The sequence below is a fragment of the Corynebacterium sp. LaCa_70 genome, from assembly GCF_058182015.1.
This window is the reverse complement of sequence record NZ_CP190914.1, coordinates 586,715-608,330: the sequence shown is the minus strand read 5'-3', so window position 1 is coordinate 608,330 and position 21,616 is coordinate 586,715. Positions and strand designations below refer to the sequence as shown.

21 protein-coding genes and 2 pseudogenes are annotated in these 21,616 nt (G+C 56.8%); 10 read left to right on the top strand and 13 right to left on the bottom strand.

Annotated features, from left to right (window positions below):
- Window positions 1-378 precede the first annotated feature (378 nt).
- A pseudogene (locus ACP8MI_RS02765) lies at window positions 379-813 on the bottom strand (DUF3499 domain-containing protein); the annotation flags it as partial.
- Window positions 814-949: 136 nt separating this feature from the next.
- On the opposite strand from ACP8MI_RS02765, the gene ACP8MI_RS02760 reads away from it, so the two are divergent.
- Window positions 950-1,423: a metallopeptidase family protein gene (locus ACP8MI_RS02760; protein ID WP_201809125.1), complete on the top strand. Its 474-nt coding sequence runs from the start codon at window positions 950-952 to the stop codon at window positions 1,421-1,423.
- Between the two features lie 48 nt (window positions 1,424-1,471).
- Here ACP8MI_RS02760 and ACP8MI_RS02755 read toward each other — a convergent pair whose 3' ends face one another.
- The 3 genes from ACP8MI_RS02755 to ACP8MI_RS02745 form a co-directional block, all read right to left on the bottom strand.
- Window positions 1,472-1,768 (bottom strand): WhiB family transcriptional regulator, encoded by a 297-nt coding sequence (locus tag ACP8MI_RS02755; protein WP_018120982.1) that lies wholly within the window; start codon window positions 1,766-1,768, stop codon window positions 1,472-1,474.
- A 272-nt stretch (window positions 1,769-2,040) separates the two neighbouring features.
- Window positions 2,041-3,111: a mannose-1-phosphate guanylyltransferase gene (gene manB, locus ACP8MI_RS02750; RefSeq protein ID WP_284590006.1), complete on the bottom strand. Its 1,071-nt coding sequence runs from the start codon at window positions 3,109-3,111 to the stop codon at window positions 2,041-2,043.
- 106 nt (window positions 3,112-3,217) lie between these two features.
- Window positions 3,218-4,120, bottom strand: coding sequence for a glycosyltransferase family 2 protein (locus tag ACP8MI_RS02745; protein ID WP_236588381.1), 903 nt, complete (start codon window positions 4,118-4,120; stop codon window positions 3,218-3,220).
- 53 nt (window positions 4,121-4,173) lie between these two features.
- Between ACP8MI_RS02745 and ACP8MI_RS02740 the strand changes: the two genes are divergently transcribed.
- The 4 genes from ACP8MI_RS02740 to ACP8MI_RS02725 all read left to right on the top strand — a co-directional run bounded on the left by ACP8MI_RS02740 (window position 4,174) and on the right by ACP8MI_RS02725 (window position 10,259).
- Window positions 4,174-5,859, top strand: coding sequence for an LCP family protein (locus ACP8MI_RS02740; RefSeq protein ID WP_283774539.1), 1,686 nt, complete (start codon window positions 4,174-4,176; stop codon window positions 5,857-5,859).
- A gap of 122 nt (window positions 5,860-5,981) precedes the next feature.
- Complete coding sequence (locus ACP8MI_RS02735) at window positions 5,982-6,674, top strand: TIGR03089 family protein (RefSeq protein ID WP_126844460.1); 693 nt, start codon at window positions 5,982-5,984, stop codon at window positions 6,672-6,674.
- 103 nt (window positions 6,675-6,777) lie between these two features.
- Entirely contained in the window at window positions 6,778-7,956 is a 1,179-nt protein-coding gene (locus tag ACP8MI_RS02730) for an acetyl-CoA C-acyltransferase (RefSeq protein WP_147578665.1), read from the top strand.
- Window positions 7,957-7,958: 2 nt separating this feature from the next.
- Window positions 7,959-10,259, top strand: a complete 2,301-nt coding sequence (locus tag ACP8MI_RS02725; RefSeq protein WP_284572214.1) for a 3-hydroxyacyl-CoA dehydrogenase/enoyl-CoA hydratase family protein — start codon at window positions 7,959-7,961, stop codon at window positions 10,257-10,259.
- Window positions 10,260-10,538: 279 nt separating this feature from the next.
- Here ACP8MI_RS02725 and ACP8MI_RS02720 read toward each other — a convergent pair whose 3' ends face one another.
- Both ACP8MI_RS02720 and ACP8MI_RS02715 read right to left on the bottom strand, forming a co-directional pair.
- Window positions 10,539-10,838 carry an acyl-CoA dehydrogenase family protein gene (locus ACP8MI_RS02720; protein ID WP_348649938.1) on the bottom strand — a complete coding sequence of 100 codons (300 nt, stop codon included), beginning with the start codon at window positions 10,836-10,838 and terminating at the stop codon, window positions 10,539-10,541.
- 108 nt (window positions 10,839-10,946) lie between these two features.
- Complete coding sequence (locus ACP8MI_RS02715; protein WP_490290697.1) at window positions 10,947-12,122, bottom strand: acyl-CoA dehydrogenase family protein; 1,176 nt, start codon at window positions 12,120-12,122, stop codon at window positions 10,947-10,949.
- A 208-nt stretch (window positions 12,123-12,330) separates the two neighbouring features.
- Between ACP8MI_RS02715 and ACP8MI_RS02710 the strand changes: the two are divergent.
- Window positions 12,331-12,944 (top strand): annotated as a pseudogene (locus tag ACP8MI_RS02710) (TetR-type transcription factor C-terminal domain-containing protein).
- A 19-nt stretch (window positions 12,945-12,963) separates the two neighbouring features.
- Here ACP8MI_RS02710 and ACP8MI_RS02705 read toward each other — a convergent pair.
- The 4 genes from ACP8MI_RS02705 to lepA all read right to left on the bottom strand — a co-directional run bounded on the left by ACP8MI_RS02705 (window position 12,964) and on the right by lepA (window position 17,564).
- Complete coding sequence (locus ACP8MI_RS02705) at window positions 12,964-13,842, bottom strand: HpcH/HpaI aldolase/citrate lyase family protein (protein ID WP_284572218.1); 879 nt, start codon at window positions 13,840-13,842, stop codon at window positions 12,964-12,966.
- 68 nt (window positions 13,843-13,910) lie between these two features.
- On the bottom strand, window positions 13,911-14,069 hold the full coding sequence (locus ACP8MI_RS02700; protein ID WP_284572219.1) for a hypothetical protein: 159 nt from the start codon (window positions 14,067-14,069) through the stop codon (window positions 13,911-13,913).
- Between the two features lie 51 nt (window positions 14,070-14,120).
- Entirely contained in the window at window positions 14,121-15,548 is a 1,428-nt protein-coding gene (locus ACP8MI_RS02695; protein ID WP_284585541.1) for a M20 metallopeptidase family protein, read from the bottom strand.
- 168 nt (window positions 15,549-15,716) lie between these two features.
- Window positions 15,717-17,564, bottom strand: coding sequence for a translation elongation factor 4 (gene lepA, locus ACP8MI_RS02690; RefSeq protein ID WP_018120969.1), 1,848 nt, complete (start codon window positions 17,562-17,564; stop codon window positions 15,717-15,719).
- A gap of 104 nt (window positions 17,565-17,668) precedes the next feature.
- Here lepA and ACP8MI_RS02685 point away from each other — a divergent pair, with 104 nt between their 5' ends.
- From ACP8MI_RS02685 to ACP8MI_RS02670, 4 genes are all read left to right on the top strand, one after another.
- A complete protein-coding gene (locus tag ACP8MI_RS02685; RefSeq protein ID WP_049148587.1) occupies window positions 17,669-18,205 on the top strand; it encodes a type II toxin-antitoxin system PemK/MazF family toxin in 537 nt (178 codons plus the stop codon).
- A gap of 223 nt (window positions 18,206-18,428) precedes the next feature.
- A complete protein-coding gene (gene rpsT / locus ACP8MI_RS02680) occupies window positions 18,429-18,695 on the top strand; it encodes a 30S ribosomal protein S20 (RefSeq protein WP_284572220.1) in 267 nt (88 codons plus the stop codon).
- Window positions 18,696-18,991: 296 nt separating this feature from the next.
- Window positions 18,992-19,150: a hypothetical protein gene (locus ACP8MI_RS02675; protein WP_284572221.1), complete on the top strand. Its 159-nt coding sequence runs from the start codon at window positions 18,992-18,994 to the stop codon at window positions 19,148-19,150.
- 317 nt (window positions 19,151-19,467) lie between these two features.
- Window positions 19,468-19,602 (top strand): hypothetical protein, encoded by a 135-nt coding sequence (locus tag ACP8MI_RS02670; RefSeq protein ID WP_284571846.1) that lies wholly within the window; start codon window positions 19,468-19,470, stop codon window positions 19,600-19,602.
- 246 nt (window positions 19,603-19,848) lie between these two features.
- Here ACP8MI_RS02670 and ACP8MI_RS02665 read toward each other — a convergent pair whose 3' ends face one another.
- From ACP8MI_RS02665 to ACP8MI_RS02655, 3 genes are all read right to left on the bottom strand, one after another.
- Window positions 19,849-19,980 (bottom strand): hypothetical protein, encoded by a 132-nt coding sequence (locus ACP8MI_RS02665; protein ID WP_284571847.1) that lies wholly within the window; start codon window positions 19,978-19,980, stop codon window positions 19,849-19,851.
- A gap of 503 nt (window positions 19,981-20,483) precedes the next feature.
- Entirely contained in the window at window positions 20,484-21,134 is a 651-nt protein-coding gene (locus tag ACP8MI_RS02660) for a LysE family translocator (RefSeq protein WP_284571848.1), read from the bottom strand.
- Window positions 21,131-21,607, bottom strand: a complete 477-nt coding sequence (locus ACP8MI_RS02655) for an ankyrin repeat domain-containing protein (RefSeq protein WP_018120962.1) — start codon at window positions 21,605-21,607, stop codon at window positions 21,131-21,133. The genes ACP8MI_RS02660 and ACP8MI_RS02655 overlap by 4 nt, the downstream gene beginning before the upstream one ends.
- Window positions 21,608-21,616: the final 9 nt, after the last annotated feature.

Below are 21,616 nucleotides of genomic sequence, written 5' to 3'. Positions count from 1 at the left end.
GAGGTTCCGATGAGTACGCACACAAAAATGTTCCCATGGGGTATTAGCAGGAATTTACCGGGCAGCTAGCAGCTTGTGGGTTGGCTCAACTAATCCGGTTTAGTCGCGGCGTTCATCCGGCCATAACGATGCAAAGTCGGTTGCCGAAGAATGGCGCAGCTCCTCCAGCATGGAATCAACCGGATCAGCATCGCGTTCGCTAGCGCCTTCACCAGCATGCTCTTCACCAGCATGCTCTTCACCAGCATGCTCTTCGCCGGTATCTTGTGCGCCAGTATCTTGTCCGCCGCCAACTTCGTGCTTATCGGCATTGGTGTGTGGACCGATCGCATGACGGCTGCCGTTAACACTGACCGAATCTGGTACGGGCTCGTCGGCATCGGCGTCGTCAGGCACTACCTGCAAGTGTGCGCGGCGCTGCTGCTTTTCCTCCACCACGCGCGGAACGCGGTGCACCGGGTGGTTAGAGCGTTCCGGATCCGCCGCGTCTGCGAAGGCTGACGTGTGCGCAACGGGGCTGGTATCGGGGTCGTCGACAAGACCACTGGTTACGCGACCATTTTCGCGCACCGCAGCCGCGAGAGCAATCAAATCATCTTCGTCATCAATATCGACATCGCCGACGCGAACGATCTCCCACCCGACCGGGGCGGTGATTTTCTCGGAATGTTTCTGGCACAAGTCCCAACTATGCGGGTCCGGTTGGTTAGTCAACGGGCCCACCACCGCGGTCGATTCGGCATACGCATACGTCAAGGTTGCGAGCGCAGGCTGACCACAGCCGGGACGGGAGCAGCGACGAATTTGATTCACGCCACCAAGTTTAAAGACTGGCTCCAGGTTTGCCAATTGCTGTCAGGGAGTACTCCCGGCAGCATCACTTCGATTAAGCGAATGAAACCGGCGTGGCGCAACGACGAAATTTGCCGTTGAGTTCTAAGCTGATGCCATGACTGCAAGCGCGAGGTTATCCCCACGACGCGACCGCCATGGGCGCGGCCTGCGTGGGGTGCTACTACCACAGCAAACTCCGCGCTTTCGTTCCCGCAGCCAACAATTCGACATGGCTGCACTGGATGCATTTAGTTCCATCCACGCATCCTTCGCCCCGCAATTGGAGGCATTAGACCTCGCCGTCGATACCGTGCCGCGCATGAATTTGGGTTCGGATTTAGCTCTTGTCGACGACGAAATTTTCAGCGACGGACCAGTCCCGCTGGGTCGCGTATTACAGCCCGGGATAGATGCACAAGGCCAGCCGACGCGCGCCCGGATTGTGTTGTTCCGGAAACCCATCGAGCAACGAGCCGCCAATAGCGAACAACGCAGGCAGTTGCTGCAAGAAATTCTGACAGTTTTGGTGGCTACCTACCTTAACCTGGATCCGCGTGATGTGGATGCGCGTTATCCGTGGGAAGACTAACCGCTCCATGCGGCCTGCCGCTCACGGGATCAAGGAACGCTGAAGCTATTAGCCGATATCACGCTTTAAGCGGCGGCGTTCACGATCAGATAGTCCGCCCCAAATACCGAAGCGCTCGTCATGCTCCAGGGCGAATTCAAGGCATTCATCGCGTACTGGGCAGGCCCGGCAAATGCGCTTGGCCTCCCGGGTAGAGCCACCTTTTTCCGGGAAAAATGCTTCCGGGTCGGTCTGCGCGCACAGCGCCTGATCTTGCCATTCTTGTTCTACCGCACCGAAGAGCTCTTCGATCGACAGTGCTGCCGCGCCGCCACGGAGAATGGCGTTTTTAGCCATATCGTCCACGCCGTGTCCTTTCTCCGTAGTTTCGTTCAGATACTGGAAAAGATTAGACAACGCGACACTAAATATCGTCAACCCAGGTTCCGGTATCTGCAGAAAAACCCACAGAAAAGCCCTGCACTAGACCACACGAGTCACAGCAGTAACAACAATGACTCAACGGGGGTAAACCACGGGGGTACTAGATATAGTGCCGGGGCTCGTCCGGGAAACTACAGCCTGGCTTCGCTCCAAGAAACCGCCGCAGAAAAAGCCCAGAAACTAAGCGGCAGAAACTAAGCGTCAGAACTGAACCGGATACCAGTATCCGGAATATCGACACCTGGCCACACACGCATGCCCGGCGCGAGTTCACACCTGGCCCCAATCTGGGCGCCTTCACCGATAACGCATCCGTCGATAATCGCGTTGGCACCGATATGTGCACCGTCCGCAATGATCGAATTCCGGATTCGCGCCCCCGGCTCGATGGTGGCACCAGCAAAAATCACCGAAGAATCGATACGGCAGCCACCACCAATCTCAGCGCCGCGGCCCACCGTGGTGCCCCCCAACAACAGGACTCCCCCGGCGACGCCGGCAGCGGGATCCACCAGTGCTTCACCGGTGCGCCCCTCCAGCAGCGGGGAGCCCACAATTCCGCGCACCAGATCAGAAGAACCTTGCACAAAATCATCGGGGCGACCCATATCGCGCCAATACGCGGCATCGACGTGCCCCACCACGCTGCGTCCTTCGTCGAGCAGCCGCGGGAATGTCTCACGTTCTACAGAGACGTTACGTCCAGCGGGAATAGAGGCAATCAAATCTTTTTTGAACACGTAACAACCGGCGTTGATTTGGTCCGTCGGCGGGTCTTCGGTCTTTTCCATAAACGCGGTGACCTGCCCGCTGGCATCCGTCGGCACGCAGCCAAAAGCGCGCGGGTCAGATACACGCACCAAATGCATGGTCAGATCTGCATCTTTTTCTTCGTGGGTGCGCAAAATTCCACGCAAATCAGTCGAGGCTAGCACATCACCGTTGAACACCATGGCGTTATCGCCGCGAATTTTGTCATACACATTGCGAATACCGCCGCCAGTACCTAGGGCTTCTTCCTCGACGACGTATTCGATCTCCAAGCCCATGTCAGAACCGTCACCAAAGTATTCCTCGAACACCTCGGCGCGAAACGACGTCGACAAAATGACATGTTCAATTCCTGCAGCCTTGATGCGGGCCAATAAGTGCTGCAAGAAAGGGTATCCAGCAGTGGGCAGCATCGGCTTCGGCGTATTGATGGTCAGCGGGCGCAAGCGAGTTCCGCGCCCACCAACCAGAATCACGGCGTCGGTTTTGCTCATGGACCAAAATATAACTGTTCAACACCGACAAACCGCGCTTACACACCGAGGCCGACGCGGATCTGCCGCCACAGATCAAGCGGATCAGTCGTGGGTCAGCCTCGTCTCAGCCGCGAGTCACAATCTTCGCTCGTAGCCCTAGCCCGGCACGCAGTACCGCGCGCACCGGTGCTTGGTACCAATGCGGCAGGCGGTCGCAAAGATAGCGCGCTGCAGATTGGTGGTGTACCCGCAGCATGGTGGCAGATACAGATGCTTCTTCGGTGGAATGGCCCTGTGCGTGACTAATCCGTGCCGACGGGCAGTAAATATTGCTGTATCCCGCGCGGGCGAAACGGTCCCCCAAATCTGTGTCTTCGAAATACATGAAATAGCGTTCATCGAAACCACCCACGCGCGCGAAAGCTTCCCTGCGCACCAGCAGGCAGGAACCGGATAACCACCCGGCCTCGCGTTCCGTTTCCATATCCTGGCCTTGCCGGTAGCGCGCCGAGAACGGATTCGCTGGCCACAGATCCGCCAAGATGGCATGCCCGATTCCGTCCACCAAACTGGGCAAAGCGCGTGCCGACGGATAGGTGGATCCGTCGGCCTCGATAATGCGCGGGCCGATCGCCGCCGCGGTGGGGTGGCGCGCTGCGCACGCCAGCAGCTCGTCGATCGCACCATCGTGGAATTGCACGTCTGGATTGGTCAGCAGCACGAAATCGTCGGCAAGCGTCCCGCCAGCTAGGCTGTCGTCGTTCGCATCATCCAGGGCTCGCACCCCGGCATTCATTCCCGCGCCATAGCCGAGGTTTCCGCCGGTGGGGAAAAACGTGACGTGATCATATTCCGCAGCCGCTTTTTCCGGTGCGCCGTCGGTCGAGCCGTTATCGGCCAGCACCACCTCCACCGGGCGGGTTGTCGCACCAGGCAGGGAATCCAGCAATGCGCGCAGGTGCTTACCCGGTGAATATGTCACGGTGATGACGGGCAATCGGCTGTGGTGGTTAGTTTGCTCAGACACAATGGGGCTTATGGTAACCGAAAACGTACTGTGATGCCCTAAAGTTGAACAGCGTGAATGATCGAAATCGCTCCATCCGAGAGATTCAGCCCGCCCCACGCTCCCGCGCCACGATCAAACAACGCGGCCCCGGCGGGCTCAAGGTCTTCATTGCCCTGCTTTCGGTGTTGACTTTGCTCATCACCGCCTTGGGCTATTGGACAGTCGGCCGCGTCGGCTCCAGCCTGGCCTCGGCGGGAAATTTGGGGCTGAGTGAGACCTCGCAGGGTTCTGGGGATCAAGCCCCGGACGGTGCCGTCGATATCTTGCTGGTCGGTTCAGATTCCCGCACCGATGCGCACGGGAATGAACTCAGCCGGGAAGAGCTCGATCGCCTCAACGCCGGAGAATTCGGTGGCGAAGACAATACCGACACCATGATGTTGATCCGGGTGCCTAACGACGGTTCCCAGGCCACCGCGATTTCGTTACCGCGCGATACTTACGTGCACGACGACGAGTTCGGCAACATGAAACTCAACGCCGTCTATAGCGAGCACAAAGCCGCGTACGAGCAGGGACTTTCTGCAGATACTGCTGGTGCTGGTGGCGCTGGCGCGCAAGGCCAGAATACAGACGGGGAACAAGCCTCTCCGAATCTCGATGTGGATCAAGAGCGCGCCGCCATGGCCGCTGGGCGTGCCGGGCTGATTTCTGCGGTCGCGGACCTCACTGGCATTGAAGTGGACCATTACGCCGAGGTCGGCTTGTTGGGGTTCGTGCTGCTTACCGACGCCGTCGGTGGCGTGGATGTGTGCTTGAAAGAGCCTGTCGACGACCCAATGTCTGGAGCGCAATTCCCCGCCGGGGTGTCCACGCTGGATGGCCGGGACGCCTTGGCTTTCGTGCGCCAACGCTACGGCCTGCCCCGTGGTGACCTGGACCGCATCGTGCGCCAGCAAGCGTATATGGCCTCGTTGGTCAACAAAGTATTGGCTACCGGCACCCTGACTAACCCGTCGACGCTGAACAAAATCTCCACCGCAGTGGAGCGTTCAGTCATCATCGATGAGGACTGGGACATCATGAGTTTTGCTACCCAGTTGTCCAACTTGGCGGGTGGAAACGTCACTTTCACCACTATTCCGGTCACCTCCATCGATGGTGTCGGCGATCATGGCGAATCCGTGGTTACTGTCGACGAAGACCAAGTTCATGCCTTTATGGACCATCTACTGAATCAACCAGGAGATTCCGGGGATGAAGCAGATGGTTCTGATGGCTCGGACGCTGCGGACACCGCTGGCGATGGCGAAAACCATGATGGTGCCGATGAGCAAGGCCGCAACCTCGTCGAGATGGTTGCCGAGGGTGCCCAGCTGCACATCCTCAACGCGCAAGCACCCACCGGTACCGCAGCTGCCGTCGGCGCGTGGTTGGATGAGCACGGCTACACCGTGATGGATGTCTCCAATGCCAACGAGGGGATTTATACGACCTCGCAGGTCGTTGCCGCTGACGCCAACGATCCGCGTGCGCAGGCTTTGGCGGAGCAGCTGGGAATTCCTACGGTCACAGAAAATGCCAACCTGGAGCCAGATTCCATCGTCGTGGTGGTCGCCGCTGATTACAACGGGCCGCTGAACGAGGACAAGCTTGGGCAAGACGATGCCACTGCCGCTGTGGGAGAGGATTTCGGCAGCGTGGTGGATGCCCCAGAAATTGATGCCGGTGGCGACGGTCCGCGTTGTGTGCACTAGTGCACTAGTCACTGCCCACGGTGGTTTGAGTGTGTTCTAGTGCCCCGCTCAGCTTTGCTACTACACGGCTGATCCACAGCTTGCACACTGCAGGTCCGCAGCGTGATCCCTAGGATGGGGTCATGGATATGTTGTCTCATTTGCTTGCCGACGACCCTGCAAGCCCGCGCCTGACCGTCTATAACGAAGCCGACGGTACACGCATGGATTTTTCCGCTCAGACCACCGAAAACTGGGCTTCCAAGGTGGCCAATTTTTTGCGCGAAGAATTGGATCTTGACGACGGTTCGGCGATCCTGGTGGATCTGCCCGTCTCGTGGCAAACCGTGATGATTTCCCTCGGCGCGCTGGCTGCCGGAGTCACGGTGCACTTTGCTACTGACACTGTCGCTGCCGACAGTAGCGACACTTCTGATGCTGCCGAGCCAGTCGTCTTTTTCACCACGACGGACAAAGCCAGCGAGTACGCGAATCGCGGCGATGTTGTCGTTGTGACCACGGACCCATTCGGCCGCGGTGTCGAAGAACTCGGGCAACAGGTCCCGGAGGGCGCGGTTGATTTCGGCCCCACGGTGCGTTTTTACGGCGATTTCTACCCTGGGCAAACCCGCCCACTGGCAGAGCTCATTGAGTCGTCCGTCGAGCCCCACGCGGAGCGCTTGTTGTCGACGGGATGGACAGATTCAAACTCATTCCAACGCCAGGTTCTTTCTCCGCTGGCCGCGGGAGGTTCTGCAGTCGTGGTGGCCGGCATGGTAGATACGGAGCGGTTAGCGGAGATCGCGGAGAATGAGAAGGTTACCGCGCGGGACTAGAGCTTGGGTTAGTTCTCGTTGCCGAAACCAGATTTGTGACATAGACTACGCTTCATAACGAATAATCATTCGTAGACAGTTGTTTCAGACAGCAAGGAGTCTCATGTCAGAGATCTACATTGCCAACGCAGCCCGCCTTCCCATCGGGAAAAACCAGGGCTCACTCGCCAAGCTCTCTCCTACCGAAATGGGCACCATTGCCGCGAAAGAAGTCATCGCGCGCGCTGGTGTTGACCCAGCAGCCATCGACTCCGTCGTCGCCGGCAACGTCGTGCCCACCACCCCGTCTGATGCTTACCTATCCCGCAAGATCGGCATCAACTCCGGTCTGAAGGATTCCTCCATCGCCTTCAACGTCAACCGTCTCTGCGGCTCTGGCGTACAAGCCATTGTCTCTGCTGGCCAACAGATTGTAAGCGGCGATGCAGAACTCGCACTAGCCGCCGGTGTCGAGCACATGAGCTCAGCACCCTACTCCGTCAAAGGCATGCGCACCGGCGGAATAAAAATGGGCGATGGCGTGCTCGAAGACTGGCTACTAGGCACCCTGGCTTGCCCATTCGGCACCGGCCACATGGGTGTCACCGCCGAAAACGTCGCAGAAGAATACGGGATTTCGCGCCAACGCCAGGATGAATTCGCCGCAGAATCCCAGCGCCGCGCCGCTGCCGCACGTGACAACGGCGTGCACAAAGAAGAAATCGTGCCCGTCACCCTAAACACCCGCCAGGGTGACATCACCTTTGATTTCGACGAGCACGTGCGTGAAACCACCCCGGAGGCACTGGCGAAGCTGAAGCCAGTATTCCGCAAAGACGGCACCGTCACCCCGGGTAACTCTTCTGGCATCAACGACGGCGCTGCCGCCTTGCTGTTGGGCAGCGAATCCGCGTTGAATCAGCACGGAACCAACCCGCTGGGTCGCGTGGTGTCCTGGGGCATCGCCGGAGTGGATCCAACCAAGATGGGCTTGGGCCCAATTGCTGCGGTGCCAAAGGCATTGCAGAAAGCTGGTCTGAGCCTGAGTGATATCGACCTCATCGAATCCAACGAGGCCTTCGCTGCACAAGCCATTGCCGTACAGGATGAGTTGGGATTCGATCCCGACAAGACCAACGTGCACGGCGGTGCCGTCGCCCACGGCCACCCGGTTGGGGCATCCGGCGCTATTTTGACTGTGAAGATCCTGCACCACCTGCGCGCAACTGGCAAGAAGTACGGCCTGGTCACCATGTGCATTGGTGGCGGCCAGGGTATCGCTTTGATTGTGGAGGCTGTATAAACATGACTAACACTGCAACCAAGATTGTGACGGACCCACAACCTACCACCGTGGACGCTCCCGTGAAAAAGGCTGCCGTGATCGGCGCCGGTTCCATGGGTGCGGGCATCGCTGCGCTGCTATCCAGTGCTGGCATCAAGGTCACACTGCTGGACATGGCCGACGACGGCGACACCCACGAGGAACGCAGCGCCCGCGCACTCAAGGGAATTGACACCCAGAAAAAGCGCAAGGGGTTTGTGCACCCGAAGTTCGTGGAGAATATCTCCGCGGGTAACACCACTGATGATCTCGAGAAACTCACCGAGTGCGACTGGGTCGTGGAGGCCATTTTCGAGGACTTGGACGCCAAGCGCTCCCTGTATGATACCGTCGCACCGCACCTGAATGACCGGGCTATTTTGTCGTCGAATACCTCGACCATCCCGTTGGCGGAGCTGACCGCTCAGCTTTCCGACGACCTGGCCAGCCGTTTTGCCATCACCCACTTTTTCAACCCTCCGCGTGTGATGCGCCTGGTGGAAATCGTCGAAGGCGAAAAGACCAGCAAGAATACCCTGAAAATTTTGAATGCTGCTGCAGAACAGCAGCTGGGCAAAGTCGTGGTGGATTGTCGCGATACCCCAGGCTTTATTGCTAACCGCCTGGGTTGTTTCTGGCTGGGTGCCGGTGCCGAGCTGGCCATGGAACAGGGCGTGTCTTATGAGCTTGCCGACGCCGTGTTCTCCAAACCATTCGGCATCCCGCGCACCGGCGTTTTCGGCTTGTTGGACTACATCGGCCTGCAGCTGGTGAAGCCAATCTGGTCGTCGCTGACCAACGCGCTGCCGGAATCCGATAAGATGCACCAGTTCAACCTGGAGAAAAACGACGTCATCAACGGCTTGGTCGAGCGCGGACTCACTGGGCGCACCGGGGATGGTGGTTTTTATCAGGGCCGCGACAAGGTCATTCAGGATGACTTCAGCTACGGCGAGCGCCAGCATCCGGAAGATCCGGCTACCAAGCACAAGGATGCTGCTTCGGTAATCGCAGAAGATAGCGCCGGTGGCCGCTACGCCCGCGACTTGTTCGCAGCGACGCTGGGCTACTGCCTGGATACTGCGGAGGAAGTCGCCGATACCGTCGAGCTGATGGATAAGGCCATGGTGCTGGGTTATGGCTGGAAGCAAGGCCCCTTCGCGCTGGCTGATTCCATTGGTCTGGACAAGGTCACCGAGCTATACGACGAAACCCCTGCCCTGCTGCAGGCCGCTATCAAGGCCGGTGGGTTCTACCCAGAGGTGGGCAAGGTGCTGGCTACCGACGGCACCGTATCCGAGACCAAGGACCGCGCTGGTGTGGTCACGGTCAAGGAACTGCTGGCATCCGGCAAGGCCACAACCGTTCGTGAGGCAGACAAGCTGAACGTCCACCTGCTGGATAATGGCGTCGCCATTTTAGACTTGCAGACATCACTCAACTCTTTGAGCCAGCCAGCGCTGAATGACATACGCGCCGTTGTCGATGATGCCGAAGAATTGGGAATCAAGGCCCTGGTGATCGGTAACGACGAGCAACGCGCGTTCTCCGCCGGTGCGGATTTGAAGTCCATCGCCGAAGCAGGCGAAAGCGGCGATACCCAGCGCATCGATGACCTGGTGCGCAATGGTTCGCAGGTAATGCGCAAGCTACGCACCGCACCATTCCCCGTTGTTGGCGCGGTACGTGGCGCTGCCCTGGGTGGCGGTTCCGAGCTGTATCTGTCGTGTGACCGCGTGGCCGTCCACGCTGATACCAAGGTTGGTTTCCCAGAACGTAATGTCGGACTGTTCCCGGCATGGTCCGGTACGGTGTCCCTGCTGGAGCGCATGCGTCATCGTTACGACGATTACCACCAGCGCGCATTCGACGTGATCACCGATGCCAAGCCGCTGCCGAACATGTACTTCGCAGCGGATTACGGCTTCATTCGCGAAGGCGACGCCATTTTGATGTCGCCGGATCACGTGCTGGGCTATGCCATTGACCAGGCAGCCGAGATGATCGATGATTATTCCCCGGTCGATGAGGACAAGATCGCTTTGTACTCTGGTCAGACCCCACTGGATGAAGGTTGGCCAATCGAGGGCATGACGGACAACGATCATGTCATCGCCCGCCAACTGGCGAAGCACTACACCGCTGCTGATGGTGTCAGTGAGCTAAGCTTCGATGAATTCGCGGACCGCGAGGTCGAACATGCCGTGCCGCTGATTTCTATGCCAGCCAATGTGGAGCGTGCCATGCACATGGCAAAAACCCGTAAGCCGCTGAATAACTAGGTTGCAGACATAGCCCAGCGGCGTACCGCAGCAACCGGGTGATCGAGCAAAGACCGGCCAGATTCTTTCTGGCCGGTCTTTCGCGTTCTGTTAGTCTTTTCTTAGTGTGGCTTTGTGCTTAGTATGGGCTCATCCCCCCGGTGTCTTAACGCGGTGGCATGCGCAAGCCACCCACGCGCGCGAGTTGCACAGGAATTCATTGGTATTCGCAAACGAGTCCGCACCCGGGATCAGATTTTCTACCGGAATTTTCACCTGTGCACAGCGCATATCCTCGTTTTACATGATGCGCAGCCCGAGTTTGCCGCTGATCTTTTCCGGCGACACGCCAGCGATGATCCAGTCTTTCTCGGTTCTCGTGGCGGTCATGGATAATCCACCGACGATCAACTCGTTGTGAATGTCCACCAATGTAGCTAAGGAAACATCCGCGCACGTGATTTTTGCATACACCAGCCCGCGAAATAACCGAGAGGTCCCAGAAATTTCGATTTCGCCCAATCCGTATTCTGCAATCTGGCCTAATAGGTCAAAGGGGAATTCTTCTCGATCCCAATAGTCTGTGACTTGTGGTCGGATTCATGGCAATCTTCCGTGGCAAGACACAACGTTTTAGTATTATTTATTCGCTTACAAAATCGAGTGCTACAGAAAAAGCCGAACCCCAAACGGGATTCGGCACCGTGGTTACTTGAAGGCTCCCACGCCGGTAATCTTCTTACCGATAATCAACGACTGCACCGTATCAGTGCCCTCGTAGGTGTGGTAGGCCTCAATATCTGCAAAGTGACGGGCAATGTTGTTATCCAGCAAAATACCCACGCCGCCAAGCATGTCACGGGCATCCGCAGCAATCTTGCGAGCGCCACGCGTACAGCGCAACTTGTTAAACGCAGCCTGTTCGGAGGTAAGCTTTCCGGCCGCATCCAGCTCCGCAATGTGGCGGTTCAACAGCATCATTTCGCTGAGTTCCAGCTGCATATTCACCAGACGCTGTTGAATGATCTGGTTTTCGGACAGGCGTCGGCCGAACTGAATGCGCTCATCCACGTATGCGCGGGCCTTTTCATAGCAGCCAATGGCTGCACCCAACGCGATCCAGGCGACACCAGTACGCGTTGCCACCAGCACGGCAGCGGTGTCCTTGAAAGTCTTGGCGTTAGCCAGCTGGTTTTCTGCCGGAACCCGGACGTCGTTGAGCTTGATATGCGCCTGATGGATGGCACGAAGCGAAATCTTGTTTTCGATAACTTCCGCGTTATACCCTGCGGTGTCCTGCGGTACGATGAAACCAGAGACGTCGCCTTCTTCGGTACGCGCCCAGACAACCGTGATATCACCGCCTTTACCCAGGCCGATCCACTTCTTTTCCCCGTTGAGCACCCACTCGTCACCATCCCGGACCGCCGAGGTTTCCAGCGCAATCGAGTCCGAGCCGTGATCCGGTTCCGTCAACGCGAAGGCACCGAGTCTCTCGCCTTTCGCCATCTTTGGCAAGTACTTATCCTTTTGCTCCTGCGAACCACACATATCAATCGCACGCATCGCCAGGCCCGCCTGCACAGCCATAATCGTGGCGACGGAGCCGTCGGTACGTGCAATATCCATCAGTGCCAAGCCAGAACCCAGGTGCGAAAGGGTCTCGTGGCCGTCCACGTCCAGGCCGTCGGTGAGCAGATCCTGCTTGACGATTTCTTGGATGAGATCGAAGGGAATTTCTGCACGCTGCCAATAATCATTGATGACGGCTTCGATTGGCTCGCGCAGGCTGTACGCACGCTTCCACGCATTGAGATCAGCTTCTGGTAGGTCATTGAAAACACCAAGCAAGTCAGTGCCGGCGGCAAGTGGGTTATTGGCCATGGTTACAGTCACTCCTCCAAACGAATGTTCATTCATCATAATTGTGACTCACATCGCATTAATAGTCAAGCAGAATGCACGCAACACTTTCCGGCATGCTTAACTGGTCTGGAATGCACAACTGTTATTGCAGAACTAATAGTGCGTAGCTTACAGTTCGTTACTACTAGCGCTTTGCCGCCAATGCGCCCGACTAGGAGACAACACCATGGCTAATCCGAAACGCCGAGCACAAATCGCCGAGGCCGCGATGCAGCTTTTCGACGAACGCGGCTACCACGCCACCGGAATGGAAGACATAGCGGCAGTCGTCGGCATGCGTGCATCCAGCCTGTACAACCACTATGGATCCAAGCAAGAGGTACTGGCTGATATCGCGGTCAGCTCCATGGAAGCCCTACTGCGTTTTCATGCCACCGGTTATTCACCCATGAAAACTAGCGCCGATAAGTTATTCGCCAGCATGAAATACCACACGATTTTTCATGCGGAGCAAGCTCGCCGGGCACGAATCGTGAATAGCGAAATTCGTGCGCTGGAGGAGCCAACGCGCTCGATTGTGGTGCAGATGCGTCGTGACTACGTCTCGCGCTGGATGGCGATTGTGCGCGAAGGCATTGATTCCGGGGTTTTATTGCCGACGACGTCAAGATCGTCTCCTGGGCGCTGATCGATATGGGCATTGGAGTTTCGCAGTGGTATGCCGAAGGCGGGCGTCTGAACAGTGAAGAACTTGGTGATATGTATGGCCGCATCGCCTTGCGCCAACTATGCAAGGATGGTGCGCTAAAGCCCGCGGAGCACAACAACCCCGCGGGCTAAAACTCCCCCGTTTCCGAAATTACTTTCCGGCTTTGGCCAGCAGGTCCAGTGCGCGCCGGTAGATCGGTGCGTCGACGTAATTTCCGGAGTCCAGCTCTACCGAGGATTCTTTTCTCGCGACGGCTTCTTCGAATTTCTCAACAGCCTCGCGCGCCCATGCGATCGCGTTATCCGAAGGTTTAAAGGCGGCAGTAACGATCTTGCACTGCGACGGGTGGATGCACAGCTTACCGCTAAAGCCCAACGCACTGGCGTAGTGCGTGGCATCGATGAGACCTTCTTCATTCGCCACGTTGAAATACGGGGTATCCACCGGTGGCGATAAGCGATAAGCCACCGAGGCCGTAGCCAGGGTGGAACGCGCAAACAGTAGCGCATCACGGTTGGAGTGATTCACCCGCAACTGTTCCGAATAATCGCCCGCACCAAACGCTAACTGCGCGACGCCACGGGTAGAGGCGATCTCTGCAGCATTAACGATGCCGCGTGCGGTTTCTACCAGCGCGACGATCGGCACCGGAGCACCGTCGGAATCTTTCAGCAGGTGCTTGGTTTCTGCCATTGCTTTCGACTCATTAACCAGCGGCTGCATCACAAAATCCAGCTGATCCGCCACTCCCTGGAGCGCTTCGAGATCTTTCGGGTATTCCTGCGAATTCACGCCGTTAATGCGCACACCGATGAGCACCGGCTTGTGCGCGGTAATGATGTCCGGGTTTTGCCCAGACGAGTATTCCTCAATAAACGAGACGATGTTCTGCCGGGCACGCGCTTTGTTTTCTGGTGCGCAGGAATCCTGCAGATCAAACACGATCGAGTCGGTTCCACAATCAACTGCTTCTTGGAAGCCTTCGGGGTGGTCACCGGGAACGAACAGAGGCGATACGAGTGAAATCATAACTTTGAGTCTACGTGAGGAAGATCAACAATATGGTGTTAGTGCCAGACGCAGTCACATGCCGATTATTAGTGGGCGTGGACCATCCGGATCAGGGCGTTATCAACAACATGCTCGTCGACACGTTCTGGTCGCAGCGCGCCTGCCGCCAGTTGCTGAAATTGTGCTTCTTGCTGGCTCGAAAGCCCACAGCCCGGGGCAGGCTGCCGTGATTCTGCATGCCACATAGCCCCCAGCATAGCGGACTGGTTGGCTGCGCGGCACTGGCAGCTGAACGTCTAGTTATTGCGCTCGGTGGCCGCCACCTTTTCCCTGGCTTCCCGGGCCGCGCGCACACTTGCCGACGGGTGCGCTTCTTCCGTCGCCAAGCGTTCAAATCCCAGCGCCGCCAGTGCCGCTGCCTGATCACCGAGAATCGAATCGTTGAAATTAATCTTCGGCGAGTGGTTCCAATCACGCAGGTGCTCCGGTTTTTCGGGATTTGCGGTGCCTAAGAACATGAATGTTCCTGGAACCTGCGCGAGGACAAATCCGAAATCTTCCGAAGCCATCATTGGGGCATCGAATGGTTGCACGGCATCGTCGCCGAACATGTCACCCCAGACTGCGGCAGCAAACGCGGTTTCCCGCGGGTTGGTCTTCGTCGTGGGATACAGCACCTGGAAATCAATATCGACCGAACAGCGGTGCGCAGCAGCCACGTTGCCTGCAACCTCAGCGATCATTTGGCGTACCGCATCAATCTTTTCATCACGCAACACACGTACCGTCGCGCCCAGCGTCGCGGAATCCGGAATCGCGTTAAATGCACCTTCACCTGCACGCACGTTGGTCACTGTGACAACGATTGGGTCCAAGGCGTCGAAACGGCGAGTAATCGCCATCTGCAGCGATGTCTGGATCTCAGCCAATGCCAGCACCGGATCAATGGCGTCGTGGGGCCGGGAGCCGTGCCCACCTTTACCCGTCACGGTGATGGTCAAATTCGACGACGAAGACATCATCGGCCCCGGCACGTAGTGGAAAGTGCCGTAGTCCTGCGGGCCAACATGGATGCCATAGGCCGCGATTGGGCGTCGACCAGCGGCATCCAGCACACCTTCTTCAATCATTGGTGCTGCCCCACCCGGGCCTTCTTCGCCCGGCTGGAACATGAAAATGATGTCACCGGCGAGTTCTTCGCGGTAGCGGCACAGAATCTTCGCCGCCCCCACCAACCCGGCGGTGTGTAGGTCGTGCCCACAGGCGTGCATGTAATCGTTTTTCGACGCGAACGGGAGATCCAATCGTTCCCGCACGGCCAAGGCATCCATGTCCCCGCGCAGCAGTACCGAAACGGGGTGGTCGCCGCGTTTGCCTCCACGCAGCACTGCAATAACCGAAGATAACCCCTGCCCTGTGGTGATTTCGAGCGGTAGCCCGTCAAGGGCTTCCAACACCTTTTCTTGTGTGCGTGGCAGGTGCAGCCCGATTTCTGGGTATTCGTGCAAGTCTCGGCGTAGAGTTTGCAACTCGCCAATAACATCTTCTGCCGCGCCACGGAAGACCTCCCCCACCGGCTGGCCGCCAACGGTGGCGCGCACAAATTCCAGGGGCCCTTGTGCCTGCGCAGAACGCTGCGGCAGACCCTGACCTTGCGCTTGTGGTTGACCAGGTGTGGAGGGGCGCCCGACGCGTCCCGGGCGGGCGGAACGACGGTTATTCAGCGGGTTAAATTCTGGTTGTTGCGAGTCTGGGCCGGGCACGAGAAGTAACACTTCCTTCGTTAAAAAAATTCACTACTGAAACAGGTTCTCCCCATCCACAGTAGTGAAATATGTGCCCGATCACTGGATTATTCGTGCCAGCAGCCTAACTAACCTAACTGCCCGCACTTAGTCAGCATCAGTCGACAGTGCCGCCACGAAGGCTTCCTGTGGCACGTTGACCGAGCCCAGCGACTTCATGCGCTTTTTACCGGCTTTCTGCTTTTCCAGCAGCTTGCGTTTACGGGAAATATCGCCGCCGTAGCATTTCGCCAACACGTCCTTGCGCATTGCGCGGATGTTTTCACGGGCGATGATCTTCGCACCGATGGCTGCCTGCACCGGCACCTCGAATTGCTGGCGCGGGATCAGCTCTTTCAGCTTCTTCGTCATCTTATTGCCGTAATGATAGGCGTGCTCACGGTGCACAATCGCGCTGAAGGCATCGACAGGATCGCCCTGCAGCAAAATATCCACCTTGACCAAATCCGCCAGCTGCTCACCGGCTTCCTCGTAGTTCAAGGAGGCATAACCCTTGGTGCGCGATTTCAGCATGTCGAAGAAATCAAAGATGATCTCGCCCAACGGCATGGTGTAGCGCAACTCAACGCGGTCTTCGGAAAGATAATCCATGCCGCCCATTTGTCCACGCTTGGATTGACACAGTTCCATGGTTGGGCCGACGAAATCTGCAGGCACAATGATGGTCATTTTCACGATGGGCTCGTAAACCGCATCGTGCTTACCCTCCGGCCAGTCCGCCGGGTTGTGCACGTACTGCTCAGTACCGTCTTCCTTGACGACGCGATACGTTACCGACGGCGCGGTGGAAATCAGATCCAGGTCGAATTCGCGTTCCAGGCGGTCACGCGTAATTTCCATGTGCAGCAAACCCAAGAAACCACAGCGAAAACCAAAGCCCAGCGCGACGGAGGTTTCTGGCTCAAACGTCAACGAGGCGTCGTTCAGCTGTAACTTCTCCAGCGCATCACGCAAGTCCGGGAAATCTTCCTGGGAAATCGGGAACATGCCCGAATACACCATGGGTTTGGGCTCTTCGTAGCCCTGCAGTGGTTCCTCGGCGCCCTTGTTCGCCCAGGTGATGGTGTCGCCGACTTTGGTTTCACGCACATCTTTCACGCCCGTGATCACGTAGCCGACCTCACCAGGACCTAAGCCTTGACACGAGGTCGGCTTCGGCGAGACGATGCCCATATCCAAGATTTCCAGATCCGTACCGGTGTTCATCATCCGCACTTTTTGCCGCGGCTTCAGTTGGCCGTCAACCACCCTGATGTACGTGACGACGCCACGGTAAACGTCATACACGGAGTCGAAAATCATCGCGCGCGCCGGTGCGTCTTCTGGGTAGTCGGTATGCGGCGGAGGGGTAAGCTCGACGACCTTATCCAGCAGTTCGACGACACCTTCCCCGGTTTTACCGGACACATGCAGCACGTCTTCTGGTTCGCAGCCAATGATATTGGCCAACTCAAGGGCGTATTTTTCCGGATCAGCCGCCGGCAAGTCGATCTTATTGAGCACCGGAATAATCTCCAGTTCGTGCTCCATCGCCAGGTACAGGTTCGCCAGGGTTTGTGCTTCGATGCCTTGGGCGGCGTCGACAAGCAAAATGGCGGCCTCACAAGCATCCAGGGCGCGGGAGACCTCATAGGTGAAGTCGACGTGGCCCGGGGTGTCGTTCATCTGCAGCACGATCTCTTCGCCCTTGTGTGGGCCGGAAGTCGGCACCCACGGCAAACGCACGGATTGCGCCTTAATTGTGATGCCGCGCTCGCGCTCGATGTCCATGTTGTCGAGGTACTGATCGCGCATATCGCGCTCGTCGACAACTTTGGACAGCTGCAGGATACGGTCCGCCAGGGTGGATTTCCCGTGGTCAATATGCGCAATGATGCAGAAGTTGCGCAGGCGCTCGGTTTCGGTGAACGTCTGCGCTGCAAAATTTTTCGACATTACTTCCTCGGACTACCTCTCGTTGTAAACTCCCACCAGCCTACCGAACCACGCCGCGGGGTAAATAGCCAGGACAGCTAAGCGCAATAGCTAGGATGACTAGTATGTCTGCAGCACGGCGGAAAAATAAACGCTGGTCGCCATCTGGCCCGGATGAGGATTTATTAGAAAAAGGGCTGGCGTTGATTAACGAACGGTTGGGGATGCAACATACCTCCACCCGTTCGGTGGCTCGTGCTGCTGCCAAAATTCGGGTGTGGAAATCCCGCGCGCTGAACCGCACGATATTTTATGCCCCGGACATGGATGGGCACGCCGATTCCGGCGAGGTGGTCTGGGTTTGGACGCCGACCGACGGCTCCGATTCCCCACCGCGGGAGCGCGCCGTGTTGATCATTGGGCGTACTAATAACAGCGTGTTGGCGTTGTTGATCTCGCCAAACCCGACTCATGATCACGATCCACGCTGGACCAGCATCGGCACCGGTGAATGGGATGAGGCCGGCCGACCGTGCTGGATTCGAATTGATCGCGTGCTGGAGATTCAGGAGAAATATCTACGCCGACAAGGCGTGCTGTTTCCGAAACGACGCTTCGAGCGCATCGCGACGCGGCTACGCAATGAACACCAGTGGGATTAGTGAAGAAAGTCTGCTAACCTCTATGGGGTTGCTCGTCTGTTGAGCTGCACCAAGCGGGGCGGTCAGGACCTTGGGTCCGCCCGATAACGGTTTGGTGACGCGCACCTGCGGTTGGTGGAAGCTGTGCTAGTTCTAGTTTCAGCTGGCTAAGCGGGGTGCTGGAAATGCCCAGCAGAAAGAGCTTTCACGTCAATGTCGATCGACTTTAAGAGGTATTTTCACCATGGCAAATATTAAGTCCAAGCAGAAGCGCGTTCTCACCAACGAGAAGTCGCGTCGTCGCAACCAGCACGTTCGCTCCCGCGTTCGCACCATGATGCGTAACTTCCGTTCCGCTGTGGAAGCTGGCGACAAGGCTGTTGCGGAAGAGAAGCTGCGCGTGGCTTCCCGCGAGCTGGACAAGGCTGTATCCAAGGGCGTGTTCCACCGCAACACCGCTGCTAACAAGAAGTCCGGCATGGCCCACCTCTTCAACAAGATGGAAGGCTAAGTTAGTTTCTAGCTAAGTCAGTTTCTCACTGAATAGCTGCTAGTCTTGCGCGGCCACCAAAAAGAACCGGCCTGGGTTACTGCACACCCGGGCCGGTTCTTTAGTTTTACAGTCACAACGCTTGAAACCATCCTTAACTCTAGCGTTTGACCTTAGTTTTGCACATGATACATAAAACAGATTTGATAATTCCCACCAAGAGCCCTTAAAATTGTGAGCGCAATGCAAGGATAAGCCCGTCCATCTCCGGGATTTTGAATTGCGCAACATTGATAAGAACATCAAGGAGAAGACTTATGCCTGCAGTAAACCCAATGGACCCAACCAACCCACTCGTTGCCGATGCACAGGCATCCAGCGTCGGTAACTTCATCGAGACTATCGGCGTTAACATCGCCAATGTAATCTCTGGTTTCGCCGAGGCTTTCATCCAGGCCTTCGGCTCCAGCTTCTAATTTAGGCAAATAAGCCTAATGCTTTGGTCTAATTTCACTTAGACCAATATCTACCCGCCAACGCTTAAGCGTTGGCGGGTTTTTCCTATTCACGGCATTTTTCTACTTCTTATGCGAATATTAAATTAGCAAAGCGTAATATTACTAGATTGCGGTTTTTATCACAGTAGAATCTTTCGACCTGGGAGTTTTCCGTTTCTTACTGGGAATCATTTGCTCAATATATTTCCCCGCCCCTAGAGTTGGGGGCGCAATACAGGGCGAGCCTAGAACAACAAGCATTCGACCTGATTCATCTCTACACTTAAGGAGTCCACATGAACAAGCTTCCTGCAGACGTACCAACCACCACCGGCATCCTGGCTTTCATCGAACAGATCGGCGTAGGCATCGCATCCGTCATCTCCGCTATCGCTGAGCCTTTCGTTCAGCTTTTCGGCTCCAGCATGTAATTTAGGCCAAAGCCAAAACAACCGATTGGGAATTCCTACCCCAGTCAATGCCTAAGGCGGCTGACACAACAGTGTTAGCCGCCTTCACAATTACCCAGCAAGCAACTCAACTTTCCAATCGAGCCGCCCCTGGGTCAGCACATCCACAACCATAGATGCAAAGATCTCCTCAGCGGAAAACCGCTGAGGAGATCTCAAAGTATCGGCAGAAACTTAGAGTCCCCGCCGCAGCTGTTAAGCAGTCAATTACTTGGAGGAGCTCAGAACGTTGGTCAGAACGCCGGTAGCGCCAGCGAATACAAACTTAGCAGCTTCGATCAAGTGGCCAACAACGCCGCTAGCGGTGGTGGACAGGTTAACGAGAACATCGTTGATCATGGTCAACAATCCTTTCATGGGAAACGAACGGTACGTGGCTTAGCTTAACAAGCCACTGTGTGCTGTCTGCAACCCGTTGAACAGCCGTAATTTAACGCAGACCGAACTTACAGAAACAGGTTTTTACGTAACTAACGACACAAACCCAAAACTTGACCCAGTCAAAATTACGTTTGAACTGCATAAACTTTTACTTCTATTTTGCTCTCCGACGCCTTCGATTTTCGTTACACAGCACCCCCGGAAGAGTGCATTACATATTCAGCTGCCCCATATTTTTGGGGCAAGATCAAACAATTAAAAGCGATTCACATCACCATAATTTTGCGTGTTCCCGGCCCCTGCGCCAGGGATACTCATTGTTGATACTCCTTGTTTGGTACTTACGGAAAATGGCATAAAGCATAAGGACGCATAAACAAAGCGCCCAACCACTACAGGTTGGGCGCGCAAAGGAAAATCAGGCAACTCGCGTGCACCGGGCTCGCAGGCGGTCTAAATTGCTAGTCACCAACCACCGTCACTAAACCACTGATCGCCAGCGAAGCACCGATCACCACGAACAACACTCCGGCAGCAATATCGATCCACGGGCCAGCCGCCAATACGCGGCGGCGCACCGCCTTCGTCGACAAGAAAAACGCGACGACGACAAACAACAAAAACGCAGACAGCGTCAACGCTGCGATCACGCCAATAGCCAGACCAAGTGACGGGCTCTGTGGCAGCAATGGCGCAACGATCGCCGCCAGGAACAGCACGATCTTCGGGTTCGCGATATTCGTCAACAAACCCGTCTTAAACGCTGACTTCAGCGAGCCCATCCGCAGCGCGGCGTCGGCAAGATCCACTGGCTTGACGTTGCGATCTTGCCAACCAGTCTTCGCCATCTTCCGCCCCATCCAGATCAGCGCAATTCCGCCGAGCAACTGCACAAAAGCCAGCACCGACGGATACGCCGTCAGGATCGCGGCAGCTCCAAAGACCGTGAGGCTGCACCACATCACCACACCCAACTGGATGCCCAAAGCCGCGGCCATGGCATGCATGCGGGAGCGCGTCGCCAAGCGCATGATCAAGATCATGTCCGGGCCCGGGCTGGCGGCACCAGCGAGGTTCAGCGCTAACAGGCTAGCCCACTGCGCCAGCGTCACTTGGCGTTCTCAAAACGCTCGAGCAGATCGGCACGCTCAAACATGCGCGCAGTATCCACCGCCGTCGGGTGGCCAAGGTTCGGGTCCGCCCCGGCATCCAACAGCACGTCCACCACAGCGTCTTCTTTCTTAAACACGGCACCAGCCAACGGCGACTGGCCACGATCATTGAGCTTGTCGACGTCTGCCCCACGCGCAGCCAAACCACGCACCAAATCAGCGTGGCCGTGGTAGGCAGCCATCATCAGCAGGCTGTGGCCCTCGTGGTTAACCAGGTCCGCATTCAAGCCGTGCTCGACATACTCGAGCAACGTGGAATCGCCATCACGAGCGAAATCAAATAGCTTGGTCGCAAATTCCTGCAGCTGCTGATCATCTGCTCCGTCAACGTGCCGATCACCCTGGTCAACGGCGTGTTCGGGCCGTTGTGCAGCGTGTTTTTCTGTATCTTTTGGTGTGTCTTTTTCAGTCATAGCGCCACA